This window comes from Cupriavidus pauculus (assembly GCF_003854935.1).
GTDB classification, from domain to species: Bacteria; Pseudomonadota; Gammaproteobacteria; order Burkholderiales; family Burkholderiaceae; genus Cupriavidus; species Cupriavidus pauculus_C.
Genome location: NZ_CP033969.1, coordinates 3061452 through 3081527, shown reverse-complemented (window position 1 = coordinate 3081527; position 20076 = coordinate 3061452). Strand labels below are relative to the sequence as shown.

Annotated in this window: 15 protein-coding genes; 8 read left to right on the top strand and 7 right to left on the bottom strand. The window is 67.1% G+C overall.

Annotated features, from left to right (window positions below):
• The 4 genes from xth to folD form a co-directional block, all read right to left on the bottom strand.
• Window positions 1–798, bottom strand: coding sequence for an exodeoxyribonuclease III (gene xth / locus EHF44_RS15565; protein WP_124684491.1), 798 nt, complete (start codon window positions 796–798; stop codon window positions 1–3).
• Window positions 799–804: 6 nt separating this feature from the next.
• Window positions 805–1230, bottom strand: coding sequence for a hypothetical protein (locus tag EHF44_RS15560; protein ID WP_124684490.1), 426 nt, complete (start codon window positions 1228–1230; stop codon window positions 805–807).
• A 27-nt stretch (window positions 1231–1257) separates the two neighbouring features.
• The gene (locus EHF44_RS15555; RefSeq protein ID WP_124684489.1) at window positions 1258–3363 is read right to left on the bottom strand and encodes a M3 family metallopeptidase; all 2106 of its coding nucleotides are present in this window, start codon (window positions 3361–3363) and stop codon (window positions 1258–1260) included.
• Between the two features lie 144 nt (window positions 3364–3507).
• On the bottom strand, window positions 3508–4365 hold the full coding sequence (gene folD / locus EHF44_RS15550) for a bifunctional methylenetetrahydrofolate dehydrogenase/methenyltetrahydrofolate cyclohydrolase FolD (RefSeq protein ID WP_124684488.1): 858 nt from the start codon (window positions 4363–4365) through the stop codon (window positions 3508–3510).
• Window positions 4366–4524: 159 nt separating this feature from the next.
• On the opposite strand from folD, the gene EHF44_RS15545 reads away from it, so the two are divergent.
• Window positions 4525–5223 carry an energy-coupling factor ABC transporter permease gene (locus EHF44_RS15545; protein ID WP_124684487.1) on the top strand — a complete coding sequence of 233 codons (699 nt, stop codon included), beginning with the start codon at window positions 4525–4527 and terminating at the stop codon, window positions 5221–5223.
• 54 nt (window positions 5224–5277) lie between these two features.
• Here the strand turns inward: EHF44_RS15545 and EHF44_RS15540 are convergent, their stop codons facing one another.
• Complete coding sequence (locus EHF44_RS15540; protein WP_124684486.1) at window positions 5278–5910, bottom strand: response regulator transcription factor; 633 nt, start codon at window positions 5908–5910, stop codon at window positions 5278–5280.
• Between the two features lie 138 nt (window positions 5911–6048).
• The gene (locus EHF44_RS15535; RefSeq protein WP_124684485.1) at window positions 6049–8670 is read right to left on the bottom strand and encodes a PAS domain S-box protein; all 2622 of its coding nucleotides are present in this window, start codon (window positions 8668–8670) and stop codon (window positions 6049–6051) included.
• A 434-nt stretch (window positions 8671–9104) separates the two neighbouring features.
• Between EHF44_RS15535 and aceE the strand changes: the two genes are divergently transcribed.
• The 4 genes from aceE to lpdA all read left to right on the top strand — a co-directional run bounded on the left by aceE (window position 9105) and on the right by lpdA (window position 16182).
• On the top strand, window positions 9105–11792 hold the full coding sequence (gene aceE / locus EHF44_RS15530; RefSeq protein ID WP_124684484.1) for a pyruvate dehydrogenase (acetyl-transferring), homodimeric type: 2688 nt from the start codon (window positions 9105–9107) through the stop codon (window positions 11790–11792).
• A gap of 200 nt (window positions 11793–11992) precedes the next feature.
• On the top strand, window positions 11993–13660 hold the full coding sequence (gene aceF / locus EHF44_RS15525; protein WP_124684483.1) for a dihydrolipoyllysine-residue acetyltransferase: 1668 nt from the start codon (window positions 11993–11995) through the stop codon (window positions 13658–13660).
• A gap of 59 nt (window positions 13661–13719) precedes the next feature.
• Entirely contained in the window at window positions 13720–14352 is a 633-nt protein-coding gene (locus EHF44_RS15520; RefSeq protein ID WP_253699880.1) for an MFS transporter, read from the top strand.
• 39 nt (window positions 14353–14391) lie between these two features.
• Window positions 14392–16182: a dihydrolipoyl dehydrogenase gene (gene lpdA, locus EHF44_RS15515; protein ID WP_124684481.1), complete on the top strand. Its 1791-nt coding sequence runs from the start codon at window positions 14392–14394 to the stop codon at window positions 16180–16182.
• 389 nt (window positions 16183–16571) lie between these two features.
• Here the strand turns inward: lpdA and phaP1 are convergent, their stop codons facing one another.
• Window positions 16572–17150, bottom strand: a complete 579-nt coding sequence (gene phaP1, locus EHF44_RS15510) for a TIGR01841 family phasin PhaP1 (protein ID WP_124684480.1) — start codon at window positions 17148–17150, stop codon at window positions 16572–16574.
• Between the two features lie 458 nt (window positions 17151–17608).
• Here phaP1 and EHF44_RS15505 point away from each other — a divergent pair, with 458 nt between their 5' ends.
• The 3 genes from EHF44_RS15505 (at window position 17609) to EHF44_RS15495 (ending at window position 19849) form a co-directional block, all read left to right on the top strand.
• Window positions 17609–18553 (top strand): histone deacetylase family protein, encoded by a 945-nt coding sequence (locus tag EHF44_RS15505; RefSeq protein ID WP_124684479.1) that lies wholly within the window; start codon window positions 17609–17611, stop codon window positions 18551–18553.
• Between the two features lie 127 nt (window positions 18554–18680).
• Window positions 18681–19142 (top strand): acyl-CoA thioesterase, encoded by a 462-nt coding sequence (locus EHF44_RS15500; RefSeq protein WP_124684478.1) that lies wholly within the window; start codon window positions 18681–18683, stop codon window positions 19140–19142.
• A gap of 11 nt (window positions 19143–19153) precedes the next feature.
• Entirely contained in the window at window positions 19154–19849 is a 696-nt protein-coding gene (locus tag EHF44_RS15495) for a nitroreductase (RefSeq protein WP_124684477.1), read from the top strand.
• Window positions 19850–20076: the final 227 nt, after the last annotated feature.

The following is a 20076-nucleotide window of genomic DNA, read 5'->3' as shown; positions in this document are numbered from 1 at the left end:
TCAGGCGAGCTGGAGCGTGGCGACGACCGGGGTGTGGTCGGACGGCTGCTCCCAGCGGCGCGGTTCCTTGTCGATCAGGCAGGTCGTGCAGTGCTCGGCCAGCGCCGGCGACAGCAGGATGTGGTCGATGCGCAGGCCCGCGTTGCGGCGGAAGCCCATCATCCGGTAGTCCCACCACGAGAACGTCTTCTCGGGCTGTTCGAACATGCGGAACGAATCGACCAGCCCCATCGCGATCAGCGCCTTGAACGCGTCGCGCTCGGGCGGCGAGACCAGGTTCTGGCCCTCCCACTTGGCCGGGTCGTGCACGTCGCGGTCTTCGGGCGCGATGTTGAAGTCGCCCAGCAGCGCCAGCCTGGGGTATTTGATCATCTCGGCGCGCAGCCAGTCGGTCATGGCCTTGAGCCAGTCGAGCTTGTAGACGAACTTGTCCGAATCGAGCGCCTGGCCGTTCGGAAAATACGCGCTGATCAGCCGCACGTCGCCGTAGGTGCCGGCCACCACGCGCTGCTGGGTGTCCTCGTAGCCGGGGATGTTGCGCACCACGTCGGTCGGCGCCGGCATGGTGCTGTCGCGCGCGACGATGGCCACGCCGTTGTACGTCTTCTGGCCCGTGTAGATGCTGTGGAAGCCGGCCGCTTCCAGCTCGGCCAGCGGGTACTTGTCGTCGGGCAGCTTCAGTTCCTGCAGGCACAGCGCGTCGACGGGCGTGCCCGCGGCGTCCTGCGCGGCCAGCCATTGCAGCACCTGCGGCAGGCGCACCTTCAGGGAGTTGACGTTCCAGCTCGCGATTCTCATCGGTCGTTATTCTTGTGAGGGTGGTTGGCCGAACAGGCCACCAAGCAGGTCGCGCTCGTTCAGCAGGTCGAAGGCGATCTGCGGTTGGGTTTTCATGCAGCGCCGGATGGCGGCCGGGATGGCCGCGCGCGTCTTGCGGCACAGGCCCGGCTGGTCGGCCACGTCGATGTCGAAGCCCTTGACCGTGCGCACCTCGTTGTCGCTCGGCGTGATCGTCACGACGATGCCAAGCTGCACGCGCATCCGGTCCTGCATCCGGCGCAGGTCGGCCAGGGTCTCGATGGCCTCCAGCCGCGCGACGAGCCGCTTTTCCTCGTGCTGGGTCAGCATCAGGATGCGGCGGTCGGCGGCCGGGTCGTCCAGCAGCAGTTCGCGCCGGCAGTCGCAGGCGCCCGGCGGACACTCCGTGCGGATCGGGATCGCGGAGTCCATGGGCCGGGCGCGCGCGGGGCAGGGCGGTCAGGCCGCGGCGGCTGCCGTTTCCGCCATGCCGCCGTGCCGCAGCAGCGCGTCGATCTGCGGCGCGCGGCCGCGGAACGCCACGAACGATTCCATGGCCGGCCGGCTGCCGCCCACCGACAGGATTTCGCGGCGGTAGCGCTCGCCCACCTCGCCATCGAGCACGCTGCCCGAGAGCTGGCCCGCTTCCTCGAACGCGGCATAGACGTCGGCGGACAGCACCTCGGCCCACTTGTAGCTGTAGTAGCCGGCCGCGTAGCCGCCCGCAAAGATGTGGCTGAACGTGTTCGGCCAGCGCGACAGCGGCGACTGCGGCACCACGTGCTTGCTGTCGTTGATCTGGCGCGACAGCTCCAGCACCGACACGTCGCCCTGCGGGTCGTAGTCGGTGTGCAGGTGCATGTCGAACGACGAGAACACGATCTGGCGCAGCGTCATCATGCCGTTCTGGAAGTTCTTGGCTGCCAGCATGCGGTCGAACAGCACGCGCGGCAGCGGCTCGCCGGTGTCGACGTGGGCCGTCATCGTGGCCAGCACCTCGTACTCCCAGCAGAAGTTCTCCATGAACTGCGAGGGCAGCTCCACGGCATCCCATTCCACGCCGTTGATGCCGGAGACGCCAAGGTCGCCCACCTGCGTCAGCATGTGGTGCAGCCCGTGGCCGAACTCGTGGAACAACGTGATGACTTCGTCATGCGTGAACAGCGCCGGCTTGCCGCCCACGGGCGCCGTGAAGTTGCAGGTCAGGTAGGCCACCGGCGTCTGCACCGTGCCGTTGTCGCGCTCCTTGCGGCCGCGGGCGTCGTCCATCCAGGCGCCGCCGCGCTTGCCTTCGCGGGCGTACAGGTCGATGTAGAACTGGGCCAGCAGCGCGCCCTGCGGCGACACCACGCGGAAGAACCGCACGTCCTTGTGCCAGGTCTGGGCCTGGTCCGGCTGGATGCTGACCGAGAACAGCTTCTCGACCACACCGAACAACCCCTCCAGCACCTTGGGCTCCTGAAAGTACTGCTTCACCTCGTCGTCGGAGAACGCGTAGCGCTTCTGGCGCAGCTTCTCGGACGCATAGGCCACGTCCCACGGCGCGATCTCGTCCAGGCCCAGCTCGGCGGCCGCGAACGCGCGCAGTTCCTTCCAGTCGGCCTCGGCGTAGGGGCGGGCCTTGACGGCGAGTTCGTCCAGGAACTTGAGCACGTCGGCCGGCGATTCGGCCATCTTGGGCACCAGCGACACTTCGCCGTAGTTGTCGTAGCCAAGCATCCGCGCCTCTTCCCGGCGCAGCGTCAGCTGCTCGCGCATGTTGGCCGTGTTGTCCCAGTCGGCCTGGCCGTTGTTGTACTGCGGACCCAGTTCAGACGCGCGCGTGACGCTGGCCTCGTACATGGTCTGGCGCAGCGCGCGGTCGTCGGCGTACTGCAGCACCGGGAAGTACGACGGGAAGTGCAGCGTGAACTTCCAGCCGGCCTTGCCGTCCTTTTCGGCGGCCAGCCGGGCGGCTTCCTGGGCGTCGGCCGGGATGCCGGCCAGGCGCGCCTCGTCCTCGACATAGAGCGCGTAGGCGTTGGTGGCGTCGAGCACGTGGTCCGAGAACGCCTTGGACAACTGCGCCTGCTGCTCCTGGATCTCGGCAAAGCGCGGCTTGCTGTCCTCGGGCAGCTCGGCGCCACCCAGGCGGAAGCCGCGCAGCTCGTTTTCCAGCAGTTGCTTGCGGGCCGGGGACAGCCCGGCAAACTCGGGCCCGGCGGCCACGGCCTTGTACTTTTCGTACAGGGCCAGGCTCTGGCCCAGCGACGACCAGAACTCGGTCATGCGCGGCAGATTGTCGGCGTGTGCCTTGCGCAGCTCGGGCGTGTCCGCCACGGCGCTCAGGTGGCCCACCACGCCCCAGGCGCGGCCCAGCGGCTCGGTGGCCGCTTCCAGCGCTTCCACGGCGGTCAGCCAGGTGGCCGGGGTGGCCGAGTCTTCGGCGCGATCGACGGCGGCCTGGGCCTGGGCCAGCAGCACGTCGAGCGCCGGGCCGATGTGCTCGGGGCGGATCTCCGCAAAGCGCGGCAGATCGGAGAAATCCAGCAGGGGATTGTTGGCGCGGTCGGTGGTGTCAGTCATGGCGATTCCCGGTTGGCGTGCCGCGGCAACAGCGCACGGCGGCACGATGTACCTGTGCAAGATGAGGCCTTGGCGGCCAAATATCCAGTACGACTTTGCTATCGGGCCGATTGGCGCGCGTCCGGCGCGCCCCGGCGCCCGGTATCAGGCCAGGCCGGCGGTGCGCTCGGCCGCTTCCAGCGTGTTCACCAGCAGCATCGTGATCGTCATCGGGCCCACGCCGCCCGGCACCGGCGTGATGTGGCCGGCCACCTCGCGCACGCCGGCAAAGTCCACGTCGCCGCAGAGCTTGCCTTCGTCGTTGCGGTTCATGCCCACGTCGATCACCACGGCGCCCGGCTTGACCATGTCGGCCGTCAGGATGTTGCGGCGGCCCACGGCGGCCACGATCACGTCGGCGTCACGGGTATGGGCGGCCAGGTCGCGCGTCTTGCTGTTGCAGATGGTGACGGTTGCGCCAGCCTGCAGCAGCAGCATGGCCATCGGCTTGCCGACGATGTTCGAGGCGCCGATCACCACGGCGCGGGCGCCGCGCAGCGGGTACTGGATCGACTCCAGCATCTTCATGCAGCCGTAGGGCGTGCAGGGGCGGAACAGCGGGGCGCCGGTCATCAGCGCGCCGGCGTTGGCCACGTGGAAGCCGTCGACGTCCTTTTCGGGGGCGATGGCTTCGAGCACCTTGTGGCTGTCGATGTGCCTGGGCAGCGGCAACTGCACCAGGATGCCGTGGATCTTCGGGTCGTGGTTCAGCGCGTTGATGCGGGCCAGCAGGTCGGCTTCGGACAGGTCGGCCGGATAGCGGTCCAGCGACGAGTAAAAGCCGTTGTCCTCGCACGCCTTGACCTTGTTGCGCACGTAGACCTGGCTGGCGGGGTCCTCGCCCACCAGCACCACGGCCAGGCCCGGCTGGTGGCCGGCGGCGGTCAGGCGGGCGGCGCGCTGGGCGGCCTCGGCACGGATTTGTTTGGCAAGGGCGTTACCGTCGATCAGTTGGGCGGACATGGGTGTACGTGACTGGAAAGGCTGGAAGGATGGGGCGGCGCGCCGCGCGCCAAGGGGGCCTGCGCGGGGCAAAAGCCGAATTATAAGGGGTCGGCGGCATTCGGCGACGCCTTGACGCGATGCAAGCAAACGGGCCCCGGCGGCTGCTAGCATCCGGCGATGGACATCGAAGAATCTTCAATTCAGGAATTGCTGGCGACCTGGCCGCTGCCCACGCTGGCCGTGGCGGTGCTGGCCTGGGCGCTGGCCCAGCGGCCGTGGCGGGTGCTGGACCGAGAACCGCTGCAGCATGCCTGGCTGGGCACGCTGGTGCTGCTGGCGCTGCTCTGGTCGGCGCGCGCCACGCTGGGCGGCGGGGTGGTGATCCAGCTGATGGGCGCCACGCTGGCCGTGACGATGTTCGGGCTGCCGCTGGCGCTGGTGTCGCTGGCGGTTGCCAACGTGATCTCGCTGCTGGGGCTGGCCTACCTGTCCGGCCTGGCCTGGCAGGACATCCACTGGGTGTCGCTGGCGCCGCGCTTCGTCTGGATGGCGGCCGTGCCCGCCTTCGTGACGGTGGCGCTGCAGGCGGCCATGCGGCGCTGGCTGCCGCGCCACCTGTTCATCTTCATCCTGGGCCACGGCTACTTTGCCGCGCTGCTGGCGGCCATCGTGGCCGGCGCGCTGCGCGTGGCGTGGCTGGCGCACACGGGGTTTCCGGCCGACGTGGGCCTGTCGGCCGCCGAAAGCCTGACCGGCGTGGTCGTCATCGCGTTCGGCGAGGCGTTCCTGACCGGCATGCTGGTGGCGATCTTCGTCATCTACCGCCCGCAATGGGTGGTGACGTTTGCCGACGAGGACTATCTGCGGGGGAAGTAGGGCGGCGCCCCGCTCCCGCGCGGCGGGAGGGGGGACAGGCCGGGCGCGGGCGCCTCAGGCGTTGCGCGACAGCGCCAGGCGCAGCAGGTCGGCCACGGTGTTGACGTTGAGCTTTTCCATGATGTTGGCGCGGTGCGCCTCCACGGTCTTGATGGAAATACCCAGGTCGTCGGCAATCTGCTTGTTCAGGCGGCCGGCCACGATGCGCTCCAGCACCTGCTGTTCGCGCGTGGTCAGCTTGGCCAGCAGGTCCTTGGCGGCGCGCTGCTCGCGGGCGGCGGAATGGTCGGTGCGGGCCTTCTGCAGCATCCGTTCCACCAGCGCGCGCAGTTCGGACTCGTCGAACGGTTTCTCGATGAAGTCCACGGCGCCGCGCTTCATCGTCGACACGGCCATCGGCACGTCGCCATGGCCGGTGATGAACACGATCGGGATGTCGATGTTCTCGGCAATCATGCGCTCCTGCAGTTCCGGGCCGCTCATGCCCGGCATGCGCACGTCGAGGATCAGGCACGACACCGCGCCGGCGTCGTAGGCGGACAGGAACTGCTCGGCGCTGTTGAAGCTGCGCACCTGGTAGCCGTTGCCCTCTAGCAGCCAGGTCAGCGAGTCGCGCATCGCTTCATCGTCATCGACGATGAAGACGGTCTCGCCACGATGCGGCGTTGGGCTGGGCGTTGCGGTCATGAAGTCTCCTGGGGCAAAGTCGTTTGCAACGAAGTGTAACTGCATGCGCCGGTGCGCAACACCCCTGGGCAAACGGTCCGGCCGGCCTCCCGATGCCCCGCGGCAGAGGGTCGCCCGGCATGCCAGGGGGTGCGCCCGTTACTGTTCGGGCAGCGCCGGCTGCAGCGGCAGGGTGATTTTAAACGTACAACCGATGCCGTCCACATTGTTTTCGACCCAGAGGCGCCCCTGGTGCGATTCGATGATCGAGCGGCAGATATTCAGGCCCATGCCCATTCCGTCGGACTTCGTGCTGAAGAACGGTTCGAACAGCCGTTCCTTGGTGGCCTCGTCCACGCCCGGGCCTTGGTCGATCACGTCGATGCAGACGCACTGGCCGAATTCGACGTTCTCGACCCGCGCATGCAGCCGCACCACGCCGGCGGCGCGCATGGCGGGCAGGCCGGCCATGGCCTCCACGGCGTTCTTGAGCAGGTTGACCAGCACCTGCTCGATCAGCACCGGGTCGACGTAGAGCATCAGCGGCGGGGCGGGCAGGCGGGTCAGGATGGTCACGCGGCGGCGCGTGGCTTCCAGGTCGGCCAGGCCCACTGCGTCGGCCACGATGTCGTGCAGCGCCGCCTCGCGCCGCTGCGGCTGGCTGCGCTTCACGAAGCCCCGGATGCGGCTGATGATGGTGCCGGCCCGCACGGCCTGGGCCGACGTCTTCTCCAGCACCGGAATCAGGTCCTGCGGCGTGCTGCGGCCCGAGTGCAGCCGCGCCACGGCGCCCATGCAGTAGTTGTTGATGGCGGCCAGCGGCTGGTTCAGCTCGTGCGCCAGCGACGACGCCATCTCGCCCATCGTGGTCAGGCGGCTGGTGAACTGGATGCGTTCCTCGTGCTGGCGGGCCATTTCCTCGGCCGCCTTGCGCACGGTGATGTCCGTGGCGATCTGCATCTGCGCCAGGTGGCCGTCCACCCACTGGATGTAGCGGCGGCGCACCTCGAACCACTTCTGCATGTCGGGCACGAACACCTCGCGCGCGTCAGACGCGTACGGCATCAGCTCCGATGCGGGCAGGCCGGCGTAGGCATCGACAAAGTCGGTGTTGTCGCTCGACATCTGCTCCTTGTCGAAGTCGTCGCCGGCCAGCTTCAGGTGGCCCTCGGCCTCCCAGCCGAACAACTGGCGGTAGTAGCGGTTGGCGAACAGCAGTTCGGCCTTGTCGGTGGCCAGCACCGACACCGCGGCGTCCAGGCTTTCCAGCACCGTGGTGAAGCGGTCGTGCGCGGCGGCCAGTTCCTCGCGGGCGCGCTTGGGCTCGGTGATGTCCGTCATCGAACTCATCCAGCCCGTGTGGCGGCCGCGGCTGTCCACCAGCGGCGAGACGTACATCCGCGCAAAGAAGCTGCTGCCGTCGCGGCGCATCACGCGCATCTCGTAGCCGGTGGCGGGGGACTTGCCCTGCAGCGTCAGGTCGATCTGCTTCTGCATCTCCTGCTGGTCGTTCGGCGGCCAGTAGGGGAAGGGCGGGATGCGGCCGACCAGCTCGGTCTCGGCCCAGCCCGTCATGCGGCAGAACGCCGGGTTCACGTAGGTGATGCGGCCGTTCAGGTCCAGCGCGCGCAGGCCGATCAGCATCGAGTTTTCCATCGCGCGCCGGAACGACGTCTCGGCCAGCAACGCGCGCTGGGCCTCGGAGCGGCGGCTGGTGTGCCGCCACATGCTCCAGAGGCTCCAGAGCAGGAAGCACGACAGCCCCACCACCAGCCACAGCAGCATGTTGTTGGGCAGGTTCGACGGCGGCGGATAGGCGTCGGCCCGCAGCGACAGCGAATGGCCGGGCGGGTCCAGCAGCACCTCGTACGACAGCGCGTTGCCCGGCACCGGGCGCACCGACGTGCTGGCGCGCGTCTGGTTGTTCTTGTCGATCAGCGAGAAGCGGTAGCGCTCGGTCAGCTCGGGCGGCAGCAGGTGCGTCAGGATGCCGTTGATCGAATAGAGCGCGCCCAGGGTGCCCAGGAACTCGTTGTCGCGCACGATCGGCACTTCCATCAGCATGAAGCTGTCGCCGCGGTCGTTGGTCAGCGGGCGCGAGTAGACCACGCGCTGGGTCTCGCGCGCGGCGTCGAAGGTGTCCAGCACCTCGGGTTCCAGCGGCTTGTCCACGGTCTCGCGCAACCGCCCGGCGAACTCGGACGTCGACGGCAGCGACCAGCGCCCGCGCTTGGTGGCATCGAGCCAGTTGATGAAGACGATCTCGGGGTTCTCGCGCAGGATTTCCTGCGCGGCGGTGCGGTAGGCGCCCTGGTCCAGCTGCGCGGCGGCGATGTCGCGCGCCAGCGAGGCCATCTGGTCCTGGTTGCTCAGCAGCGACAGCCGCACGCGCTGCTGCGCCCAGGCGGCGTCGCGGTACAGCGCGTCGCGCTGCTGCTGGCGCTCGGTCTCGTGCAGCGACCAGAGGATCACCCCCATCGCCACCGTAAACAGCACGATGGCCACCAGCGGGATGAACATGAACCAGCTGGTTGCCACAAGGTTGCGCCAGCGCATGATCCACAGCCGGCGCGGCGGGGCGGCCAGTGGCTCCATCGCGTCGGGATGGTCGACGTGATCGGCCGGGTCGCCGTGGTCGGGGTGGTCGGGGTGCGCATCGCCGTGACGGGCCGATGCCACGCCGGGCGGCACCTCGTGGGAGGCGTCGCCGACCGTGCCGGCGGAGCCCGGGGGCAGGATGGCCGTGCGCAGGCCGGAGAGGATTCGTTCGAAGAACTGCATAAGGGATTGACGGTCGACCGGCCAGTGTATCGGCTTTATTGCAGTGCGTCGCTTGGGGAAAGCGCCTATCCGGCACAAGCCGGGGCGCGGCGCCCGGCGACCCGCCAGCCCGCGCCACCGGACAGATTCTGGTGCACTGCGGCAATATTTCACATTATAAGAAAGGACTTCGTAATCTGAAAATTTAGCTTGTCAGCGGTTGCTGTGCTTCCATAGAATCGCTTCGACCGAACAAATGCGGGCGCCAGCCATGCGCTTGAGCTTGAGGATCCGGGCGATGCGACCCGACAAGAAAGATCCCCGTCCTGGACCGTACACCGATGCCAGGGCAGGAAGGCAAGGCTTTCGCCGCGACGTCAACACCGTCAGACCGGCCGACCGATAACCGCCCCACCGGGCGGCCGCCGGGGCAGGAATTTACCCAGGAGACAGTCATGTCCGCTGTACCAGAGCAGATCCTCGGCGCCAGCAGCGCCAACGACGCAGATCCCCAGGAAACGCACGAATGGCTGGATGCCCTGCAGGGCGTCCTGAACGCGGAAGGCGCCGAACGCGCAGCCTTCCTGATCGACAAGCAGATCGAATACGCGCGCGTGAACGGCGTGACGCAGCCGTTCCACGCCGAGACCCCGTACATCAACACCATCCCGGTGGAGCAGCAGGCCCGCATTCCCGGCGACCAGGACATCGAGCACCGCATCCGCTCGTACACGCGCTGGAACGCCATGGCCATGGTGCTGCGCGCCAACAAGCACACCAACGTCGGCGGCCACATCTCGTCGTTCGCCTCGGCGGCCACGCTCTATGACGTGGGCTACAACCACTTCTGGCGCGCCCCGTCGGAACAGAGCGGCGGCGACCTGGTCTTCGTGCAGGGCCACTCGGCTCCGGGCGTCTACTCGCGCGCGTTCCTGCTGGGCCGCCTGACGACCGAGCAGCTCGACAACTTCCGCCAGGAAGTGGACGGCAAGGGCATCTCGTCGTACCCGCACCCGTGGCTGATGCCGGACTTCTGGCAGTTCCCGACCGTGTCGATGGGCCTGGGCCCGATCATGGCCATCTACCAGGCCCGCTTCATGAAGTACCTGGACAGCCGCGGCCTGGCCAAGGCCGGCGACCGCAAGGTCTGGGCCTTCCTGGGCGACGGCGAGACCGACGAGCCGGAATCGCTGGGCGCGATCGGCATGGCCGGCCGCGAAAAGCTGGACAACCTCGTCTTCGTGATCAACTGCAACCTGCAGCGCCTGGACGGTCCGGTGCGCGGCAACGGCAAGATCATCCAGGAACTGGAATCGGAATTCCGCGGTTCGGGCTGGAACGTGATCAAGGTGGTCTGGGGCAGCCGCTGGGACCAGCTTCTGGCGCGCGACACCAAGGGCCTGCTGATGAAGCGGATGATGGAGGCCGTGGACGGCGAGTACCAGACCTTCAAGGCCAAGGACGGCGCCTACGTGCGCGAGCACTTCTTCAACACGCCGGAACTGAAGGCCATGGTGGCCGACTGGTCCGACGACGACATCTGGCGCCTGAACCGTGGCGGCCATGATCCGCACAAGGTCTACGCCGCGTACAAGGCCGCCAGCGAGCACAAGGGCCAGCCCACGCTGATCCTGGCCAAGACGATCAAGGGCTATGGCATGGGCGACGCCGGCCAGGCCATGAACGTGGCCCACCAGCAGAAGAAGATGCCGGTGGACGCCATCCGCGCGTTCCGCGACCAGTTCAGCATTCCGGTGCTGGACGAGAAGCTGGAGGAAGTGCCGTACCTGACCTTCGAGGAAGGCTCGAAGGAACTGGAATACATGCGCCAGGCGCGCATGAACCTGGGCGGCTACCTGCCTACCCGCCGCCAGAAGGCCGAGGCGCTGAAGGTGCCCGAACTGTCGGCGTTCGACGCGCTGCTCAAGGCCACCGGCGAAGGCCGCGAGGTGTCCACGACCATGGCGTTCGTGCGGATCCTGAACACGCTGCTCAAGGACAAGCAGATCGGCAAGCACGTGGTGCCCATCGTGCCCGACGAGTCGCGCACGTTCGGCATGGAAGGCCTGTTCCGTCAGGTCGGCATCTGGAACCAGGAAGGCCAGAAGTACGTGCCCGAAGACCATGACCAGCTCATGTTCTACAAGGAATCGCAGACGGGCCAGGTGCTGCAGGAAGGCATCAACGAAGCCGGCGCCATGTGCGACTGGATTGCCGCCGCCACGTCGTACTCGACGCACGGCGTGCAGATGATCCCGTTCTATATCTATTACTCGATGTTCGGCATCCAGCGGATCGGCGACCTGTGCTGGGCCGCCGCCGACATGCGCTCGCGCGGCTTCCTGCTGGGCGGCACGTCGGGCCGCACGACGCTGAACGGCGAGGGCCTGCAGCACGAGGACGGCCACTCGCACGTGTTCCACGCCGCCATCCCGAACTGCATCTCGTACGACCCGACGTTCCAGTACGAACTGGCCGTGATCATGCAGGACGGCCTGCGCCGCATGTACGCCGAGCAGGAAGACGTGTACTACTACCTGACGGTGATGAACGAGAACTACGAGCATCCGGAAATGCCGGCTGGCGTGGAACGCGACATCGTCAAGGGCATGTACCAGTTCCGCAAGGGCGTGGAGAACAGCAACGCGCCGCGCGTGCAGCTGCTGGGCTCGGGCACCATCTTCCGCGAGGTGATCGCCGCCGCCGACATGCTCAAGAAGGACTGGGGCGTGGAATCGGACATCTGGAGCTGCCCGAGCTTCACCGAGCTGGCCCGCGAAGGCCAGGCCACGGAGCGCTACAACCTGCTGCACCCGACCGAGACGCCGCGCGAATCGTTCGTCGCCCAGAAGCTCAAGGGCGTGCGCGGCCCGGTGATCGCGTCGACCGACTACATCCGCGCCTTCGCCGAGCAGATCCGTCCGTTCGTGCCGCGCCGCTACGTGGTGCTGGGCACCGACGGCTTCGGCCGCTCGGATACGCGCGAGAAGCTGCGCCACTTCTTCGAAGTGGACCGCAACTGGGTGACGGTGGCCGCGCTGAAGGCGCTGGCCGACGAGGGTGCGATCGGCCGCGAGAAGGTGGCCGAGGCGATCAAGAAGTACAACCTCGACCCGAACAAGCCGAACCCGATGTCGGTCTGACCCCGGACTTGCACGACTGAACCCCCGCAGCACGGCGCCCCGCCGCGCCGCGGGCGCCCCCGGCTCGTCCGGCGGCGCCCGGCGGCGCAGGTGATGCGCGGCAGCGTGACAGATGCGTGCGGCGAGAGTAACCTCGCCGATTGCGTTTGCCGCGTTGCGCGTAACGGACCACGGTGCCGGCTGCCCAGGAGAGACACTGAATGAGTCAAGCGATTGAAATCAAGGTGCCGGACATCGGCGACTACGACGCCGTTCCCGTCATCGAAGTGCATGTGAAGCCGGGCGACCAGATCAACGCGGAAGACGCGCTGGTCACGCTGGAATCGGACAAGGCCACGATGGACGTGCCGTCGCCGCAGGCCGGCACGGTCAAGGAAGTGAAGATCAAGGTCGGCGACAACGTGGCCGAGGGCTCCGTGCTGGTAATGCTGGAACCGGCCGGCGCCGCCGCGTCGGCACCGGCGCCCGCACCGGCTCCGGCCGCCGCCGCACCGGCCCCGGCGCCCGCAGCCGCCGCGCCGGCCCCCGCGGCCGCCCCGGCACCTGCCCCGGCTCCGGCCGGCGGTGGCACCGTCGAGGTCAAGGTGCCGGACATCGGCGACTATGACGCCGTGCCGGTGATCGAAGTCCACGTCAAGGCCGGCGACACGATCAACGCCGAGGACGCGCTGGTCACGCTGGAATCCGACAAGGCCACGATGGACGTGCCGGCCCCGCAGGGCGGCACGGTCAAGGAAGTGAAGGTCAAGGTCGGCGACAACGTCGCCGAAGGCACGCTGATCCTGATCCTGGAAGCCGCCGGTGGCGCGGCCGCCGCCGCACCGGCCGCCTCGGCGCCGGCCCCGGCTCCGGCCGCTGCACCGGCACACGCTGCCGCCGCGCCGTCGCCCGCACCGGCCCCGGCCGCCGCTCCGGCGCCCGCCGCCGCGCAGGGCGTGACCGGCAAGGCCGCCCACGCCAGCCCGTCGGTACGCAAGTTCGCGCGCGAACTGGGCGTGGACGTGTCGCGCGTGCCCGGCACCGGCCCCAAGGGCCGTATCACGCAGCAGGACGTGCAGGGCTTCGTCAAGGGTGTGATGTCGGGCCAGACCGCTGCCCCGGCCGCCGCTGCCGCCGCCGGCGGTTCGGGCGCCGGCCTGGACCTGCTGCCGTGGCCGAAGGTTGATTTCACGCGCTTCGGCGAGGTGGAATCCAAGCCGCTGTCGCGCATCAAGAAGATCTCGGGTGCCAACCTGCACCGCAACTGGGTCATGATCCCGCACGTCACGAACTGCGACGAGGCGGACATCACCGAGCTGGAAACATTCCGCGTGCAGCTGAACAAGGAAAACGAGAAGGCCGGCATCAAGGTGACGATGCTGGCGTTCATGATCAAGGCCACCGTGGCGGCGCTGAAGAAGTTTCCGAACTTCAATGCCTCGCTGGACGGCGACAACCTGGTGCTGAAGAAGTACTTCAACATCGGCTTTGCCGCTGACACGCCTAACGGCCTGGTCGTGCCGGTGATCAAGGACGCCGACAAGAAGGGCGTGCTGGAGATCAGCCAGGAGATGGGCGAGCTGGCCAAGCTGGCCCGCGACGGCAAGCTGAAGCCGGACCAGATGCAGGGCGGCTGCTTCTCGATCTCGTCGCTGGGCGGCATCGGCGGCACGTACTTCACGCCGATCATCAATGCGCCGGAAGTGGCCATCATGGGCGTGTGCAAGTCGTACATGAAGCCGGTGTGGGACGGCAAGCAGTTCGCGCCGCGCCTGACGCTGCCGCTGTCGCTGTCGTGGGACCACCGCGTGATCGACGGCGCCGAGGCCGCGCGCTTCAACACGTACTTTGCGGCACTGCTGGCAGACTTCCGCCGCATCCTGCTCTAAGTACCTGGGCGGTCCGCCGGGCTTCCGGCTGACCGCCGATTCGATTCGAGGGGCGAGCCATGACGACCTGCGTTGTCGTACGTAAGGGTGACGAGGTAGCGATTGCGGCCGATGCGCTGGTGACGTTCGGCGATACGCGGCTGTCGCGTGCCTACGAGCGCAACCAGAAGGTGATTCCCGTGGGCGAGAGCTTTGTCGCGCTGGCGGGCACCACCGCGCATTTCCCGGTCATGCGCGCGCTGCTGACGGGCATGGGCGACGAATGCCGGCTGCTGACGCGCGACGACGTGTTCCGGACGTTCCTGAAGGTGCATGAACGGCTCAAGACCGAGTACTTCATCAACACCAAGGAAGACGACGACGACCCGTACGAGTCTTCGCAGATCGTCTGCCTGATCGCCAACCCGGGCGGCATCTTTGGCGTCTATTCCTACCGCGAGGTGTTCTCGTTCGACCGTTTCTGGGGCATCGGCTCGGGCCGCAACTATGCGCTCGGAGCCATGCACGCGGTCTACGACCGGCCCGACCTGGGCGCGGGCGACATCGCGCGGATCGGCGTGGATGCCGGGATCGAGTTCGACAAGAGCTCGGCCGGCCCGATCGACGTGCATACGGTACAGCTCCTTGGCAGCATCCAGGCGGCGCCCCAGGAACCCGGCGACGCGGCAACCAACAAAGACGACGCGGCCTGACCCCCACGGCGGGCGGGGCGCGCATCCAGGAGGAAAAGCATGAGTGTGATCGAAGTCAAGGTGCCGGATATCGGCGATTTCGACGCGGTGGAAGTGATCGAGGTGCTGGTCAAGGCCGGCGACACGGTCGAGGAAGAGCAGTCGCTGATCGTGCTGGAGTCCGACAAGGCCAGCATGGACGTGCCGTCGTCGGCCGCCGGCAAGGTGGTGGACGTCAAGGTGAAGGTAGGCGACAAGGTTGCCAAGGGCACCGTGATCTGCACGGTGGAAGGCGGCGCGGCGGCAGCAGCCGCGCCGGCTCCGGCTCCTGCATCGGCCCCGGCCCCGGCGCCGGCGGCAGCGCCGTCCCCCGCAGCGGCCCCGGCCCCCACGGCCGCCCGGCACGGCGGCAGCGCCGACATCCAGTGCGACATGCTCGTGCTGGGCGCCGGCCCCGGCGGCTACTCGGCGGCCTTCCGCTCGGCCGACCTGGGCATGAACACGGTGCTGGTGGAGCGCTACGGCACGCTGGGCGGCGTCTGCCTGAACGTGGGCTGCATCCCGTCGAAGGCGCTGCTGCACAACGCGGCCGTGATCGACGAGGCCAAGGCGCTGGCCGCGCACGGCATCCTGTTCGGCGAAGCCAAGATCGACCTGGACGGCCTGCGCCACTACAAGGAAACCGTGGTCGGCAAGCTGACCGGCGGCCTGGCCGGCATGGCCAAGGCGCGCAAGGTGCAGGTGGTGCGCGGCGTGGGCACGTTCCTGGACCCGAATCACCTGGAAGTGCAGGAAACCGAGGGCGACGGCAAGGCCACCAATGGCAAGAAGACCGTGATCCGCTTTGAAAAGGCGATCATCGCGGCCGGCAGCCAGGCCGTGAAGCTGCCGTTTATCCCCGAAGATCCGCGCATCTTCGATTCGACCGGCGCGCTGGAACTGCGCGACATCCCGAACAAGATGCTGGTCATCGGCGGCGGCATCATCGGCCTGGAAATGGCCACGGTGTACAGCACGCTGGGCGCGCGCATCGACGTGGTGGAAATGCTCGATGGCCTGATGCAGGGCGCCGACCGCGACCTGGTGAAGGTCTGGGACAAGATGAACAAGCATCGCTTTGACAACGTGATGCTGAAGACCAAGACGGTGGGCGTGGAAGCCAAGCCGGACGGCATCTACGTCAAGTTTGAAGGCGAGGGCGCCCCGGCCGAGCCGGTGCGCTACGACGCGGTGCTGGTGTCCGTGGGCCGCACGCCGAACGGCAAGAAGATTGGCGCCGAGAAGGCCGGCGTGGCCGTGACCGACCGTGGCTTCATCGACGTCGACAAGCAGATGGGGACCAACGTGCCGCACATCTTTGCCATTGGCGATATCGTCGGCCAGCCCATGCTGGCGCACAAGGCCGTGCACGAGGCCCACGTGGCCGCCGAAGCCGCCCACGGCGAGAAGGCATACTTCGACGTCAAGCAGATTCCGTCGGTGGCCTACACCGATCCGGAAGTGGCCTGGGCCGGCCTGACCGAGGACCAGTGCAAGCAGCAGGGCATCAAGTACGGCAAGGGCGTGTTCCCGTGGGCCGCGTCGGGCCGAGCCATCGCCAACGGCCGCGACGAAGGCTTCACCAAGCTGATCTTCGACGAGGAAACGCACCGGATCATCGGCGGCGGCATCGTCGGCACCCACGCGGGCGACCTGATCAGCGAAGTCTGCCTGGCCATCGAGATGGGCGCGGATGCGGTGGATATCGGCAAGACCATCCACCCGCACCCGACGCTCGGCGAGTCGATCGGCATGGCTGCGGAGATTTACGAAGGGGTGTGCACGGACGTGCCGCCGCCGCGCAAGCGCTGAGTTTGGCTGTTGAATGAGAAAAACCCGCCGAGAGGCGGGTTTTTCTTTCTTAGTACTGATATGTCATCTGCAGGCCTGCAGTCAGTCCGGCCGTATGCAGATGCTCTGGCTTATAAACCGGCGTTCCGACAAACGCGTCATACGCCGCCAAGCATTTCCGGCGTCTACCAATGCCGGGACGAAAAAAATCCCGGCGACCTGCTGGCAGGGGCCGGGTTTGAATCGATACCTTTTGGATCGGCACCGAGGAGACAGCGGTACGGTGCGGGCGATAGGGATGCTGCGGGGGTCGCCGCCGTTGGCGGAGCGTCCTGGTCGACGGGCGGAGAGGGCGCTCTGCCAACGGACCGGCCGGAGCCGGTACGCTGGAGTGTTACAGATGCAGAAGCTTAGGCGGCAGCCGTGGGTTTCTTGGCAGCCGTGCGGGCCGTGGCGCTGGCTTGCTGGGCAGCCTTGGTCGCGGCGGTGGCGGCAGCCTGGAAGTTGCTTTCGGCCATTTCCACAGCCTGCTTCGTGGCCTTCTGGACCGATTCGTAGGCGTTGTTGGCGGCCGAGATGGCCGACTTCACGATGGCGACGGTCGATTCCGAGCCGGCCGGGGCGTTCTTGGCGAAGTTGTCGACCAGGGCCTGCACGTTCTTCGTGCCTTCGGCGAGCTGGGCTTCGGCAACCTTCGTGAACTCGCTTTGGGTTTCCGAAGCGATTTCGTACAGGTGACGCGTGTAGGCCAGGGTCTTCTCGGCTACCGGCTGCACCAGCGAGGCCTGGATGGCCAGCAGTTCCTGGGCATCCTTGGCGGACAGCGCCTTCTTGGCGTTGTCGACGTTCTCGGCAAACGTAGCCTTGACCACTTGCAGGTTCAGCTCGACGAGCTTCTCGACGCCTTCAAAGGCCTTCGAGGTCAGACCGAACAGGGTCTCGAGGTTGGCTTTTTGTGCGGCTGCAACTTGTTCCGGGGTCAGGATCATTGCTGGTCTCCAGTGGTGAACTTCAAGGTCAAGCGTAAAGAAATTAAGCCGCCCAGATGTCAAGGCCATGACTTGAATGTCTGGCCAGCCCGAGCGTACCTTCGTATCCGGCGGCGCCGTCCGGACTGTCGTTGCCGACCGTCCAGCGCTTTGATGCGCCGCAACAATTCCAATTCTAAGAATTCGACGATATGTGTCAAGCGGTTTTTGTGCGTCGCACAAAAAATAGGGGCCGGAAGGGGCCGGGAAAGGCATCGTGGGCCACTATTCGGCGCCAGATCAGGGTTTTTCCTGAGTCGGCAGATGCCGGTTCCGGTGGTGCAACGCGAGAAAAACGCCCGTTTCAGGCGGGCGCGGACACGCCGGCAGCGGCGGTGCTACCATCGCTGACTGCCCGGTCGGGGAATGGCGCCAGCGCGTCACGCGCCGCCGGGCATCCCGCGCCTCCCATTCGTTCGATGCAAGCCTTCTACGCCGACCACTTCGTCCTGCCGCTGCCGCCCGGCCATCGCTTTCCCATGCGCAAATACAGCATGCTGCGCGACGCCGTGGTGCGCGACGTGCCGGGCCTGTTCTTGCACGAAGCGCCGCGCGCCGACGATGCCGCGCTGGCGCTGGCCCATACCGCCGACTACATCGCCGATGTATCCAGCGGCCAGCTCGACGCGGCGCGCCAGCGCGAGATCGGCTTCCCGTGGTCGGCCGAGATGGTCGAGCGTTCGCGCCGGTCGGCCGGTGCGACGATTGCCGCATGCCGCACCGCACTGGCCGAGGGCGTGGCGGTCAACCTGGCCGGCGGCACCCATCACGCCTATGCCGACAAGGGCGGCGGCTTCTGCGTGTTCAACGACGCCGCCATCGCCGCGCGCCAACTGCAGCGCGACGGCAACGTGCGCCGCGTGGCCGTGATCGACCTCGACGTCCACCAGGGCAACGGCACGGCGTCGATCCTGCGCGACGACCCCACCGTGTTCACGCTGTCGCTGCATGGCGAGAAGAACTACCCGTTCCGCAAGGAGGCCAGCGATCTCGACGTCGGCCTGCCCGATGGGTGCGACGACGACGGCTATGCGGCCGCGCTGGCTGGTGCGCTCGACACACTGCGCGCCCGCTTTGCGCCCGACCTGCTGATCTACCTGGCCGGCGCCGATCCCCATGAGGACGACCGGCTCGGCCGGCTGCGCCTGACCATGGCGGGGCTGGCCCGGCGCGACACCATGGTGTTCGATTTCGCGCTGTCGCAGCGCCTGCCGATTGCCGTGGCGATGGCCGGCGGCTACGGCAACCAGATCGAGAACACCGTGGCCGTGCACCGGCAAACCGTCATGCTGGCCGCCGGCTATCACGCCCGCTATCGCGCGCTCGACGGCCTGCCGGCCGCGTCCGTGGCCGCGGCGGTCTGACGATGGCGTCGCATACATCGCAAAATCCTGGGAACCTTGTGGTTTGCCGTGCGCTCATACGGACCTCCCGTGTGGCTGCGGCGACGCTCATCCCGTCTTCGCTTCCTGCCGACCTGGATCGCATCCGATGAAGCCTGAACCCGATTGCCGAAGCGCGTACGCGCACTTCCAGCCCATCACCACACGCTGGATGGACAACGACGTCTATGGCCACGTCAACAACGTTGTCTACTACAGTTACTTTGATACCGTTGTGAACACGTACCTGATCCGGGAAGGCGTGCTCGACATCGAGCGGGGCGGCACGATCGGGCTCGTCATCGAGACCCAGTGCAACTACTTCTCGTCGCTGAGCTTTCCCGATACGGTCGTGGCGGGCCTGCGCGTGGCGCGGCTTGGCAATTCGAGCGTGCGCTACGAGGTGGGGCTGTTCCGCAACGATGACGATGTGGCGGCCGCGCAGGGGCACTTCGTGCACGTCTACGTGGACCGCGAGACGCGGCGTCCGGTGGCGTTGCCGCCGGCGCTGCGGCAGGCATTGCAGGCGCTGGTCGTCGACCGGCCCGAGGACAACAGACAGCAGGCATGACAGGAGACCCGATGTCGCCCCCAGATGACGCCGCGATTGTCGATCGCGCCATCACCACGCGCCGCTCGGTCCGCGCGTTCCTGGACACCCCGGTGCCGCGCGAGACCATCGAGGCCATCCTGGCCGTGTCGAGCCGGGCGCCGTCCGGTACCAACACCCAGCCTTGGAAGGTCTATGTCCTGTCTGGCGAAGCCAAGGCGCGGTTCTGCGCCGACGTGCTGGCCGCCTACGACGATCCCGAACGCGATGCCAAGTACCGCGAGGAGTATCCGTACTACCCGCGCGAGTGGGTGGACCCATACCTGTCGCGCCGCCGCAAGCTCGGCTGGGACCTGTACAGCCTGCTGGACATCCGGCGCGAGGACAAGGCGCGGATGCACGAGCAGCACGCGCGAAATTTCCGATTCTTCGACGCGCCGGTGGGGCTGATCTTCACGATCGACCGGATCATGGAGCAGGGCAGCTGGCTGGACTACGGCATGTTCCTGCAGAGCATCATGGTGGCGGCGCGGGCCCGCGGGCTGGACACCTGCCCGCAGGCGGCGTTCACGCAGTTCCATACGATCATCAAGCAGCACCTGCGGCTGACGGAGGAGGAAATGGTGGTGTGCGGCATGTCGCTCGGCTATGCAGACCCCGACGCGACGGCCAACCAGTTGACGACGGAACGTGAACCGGTTAGCCAGTTCGTGCGTTTCCTCTCCTGATTCACCCGCAGTTGGCGTTTTCCGGTATTAGGATTTCACCATGCAGGCCGTTATGACGTTATCCGGGGCCTGAAGGGTGGGGTGATCCCGGCGCCGCCGGCGCAAAAGTATTGTTGTATTTACGTTAGGCATGGGATGACTGAAACGTCTCTTTTTCCATATTGTGGAAATGTTTGGCAATCGAACTTTAAAGAGCCGTTGTAAGTCGTTAATCTTGCTAAGAATTT

Bases quoted from the DNA above. Each gene is read 5' to 3' on its own strand.
- EHF44_RS15560 (WP_124684490.1), bottom strand. From the start codon at position 1,230: ATGGACTCCGCGATCCCGATCCGCACGGAGTGTCCGCCGGGCGCCTGC.
- aceE (WP_124684484.1), top strand. From the start codon at position 9,105: ATGTCCGCTGTACCAGAGCAGATCCTCGGCGCCAGCAGCGCCAACGAC.
- EHF44_RS15500 (WP_124684478.1), top strand. From the start codon at position 18,681: ATGAAGCCTGAACCCGATTGCCGAAGCGCGTACGCGCACTTCCAGCCC.
- phaP1 (WP_124684480.1), bottom strand. From the start codon at position 17,150: ATGATCCTGACCCCGGAACAAGTTGCAGCCGCACAAAAAGCCAACCTC.
- EHF44_RS15535 (WP_124684485.1), bottom strand. From the start codon at position 8,670: ATGCAGTTCTTCGAACGAATCCTCTCCGGCCTGCGCACGGCCATCCTG.
- EHF44_RS15520 (WP_253699880.1), top strand. From the start codon at position 13,720: ATGACGACCTGCGTTGTCGTACGTAAGGGTGACGAGGTAGCGATTGCG.
- EHF44_RS15545 (WP_124684487.1), top strand. From the start codon at position 4,525: ATGGACATCGAAGAATCTTCAATTCAGGAATTGCTGGCGACCTGGCCG.
- EHF44_RS15540 (WP_124684486.1), bottom strand. From the start codon at position 5,910: ATGACCGCAACGCCCAGCCCAACGCCGCATCGTGGCGAGACCGTCTTC.
- folD (WP_124684488.1), bottom strand. From the start codon at position 4,365: ATGTCCGCCCAACTGATCGACGGTAACGCCCTTGCCAAACAAATCCGT.
- EHF44_RS15495 (WP_124684477.1), top strand. From the start codon at position 19,154: ATGTCGCCCCCAGATGACGCCGCGATTGTCGATCGCGCCATCACCACG.
- xth (WP_124684491.1), bottom strand. From the start codon at position 798: ATGAGAATCGCGAGCTGGAACGTCAACTCCCTGAAGGTGCGCCTGCCG.
- aceF (WP_124684483.1), top strand. From the start codon at position 11,993: ATGAGTCAAGCGATTGAAATCAAGGTGCCGGACATCGGCGACTACGAC.
- lpdA (WP_124684481.1), top strand. From the start codon at position 14,392: ATGAGTGTGATCGAAGTCAAGGTGCCGGATATCGGCGATTTCGACGCG.
- EHF44_RS15505 (WP_124684479.1), top strand. From the start codon at position 17,609: ATGCAAGCCTTCTACGCCGACCACTTCGTCCTGCCGCTGCCGCCCGGC.
- EHF44_RS15555 (WP_124684489.1), bottom strand. From the start codon at position 3,363: ATGACTGACACCACCGACCGCGCCAACAATCCCCTGCTGGATTTCTCC.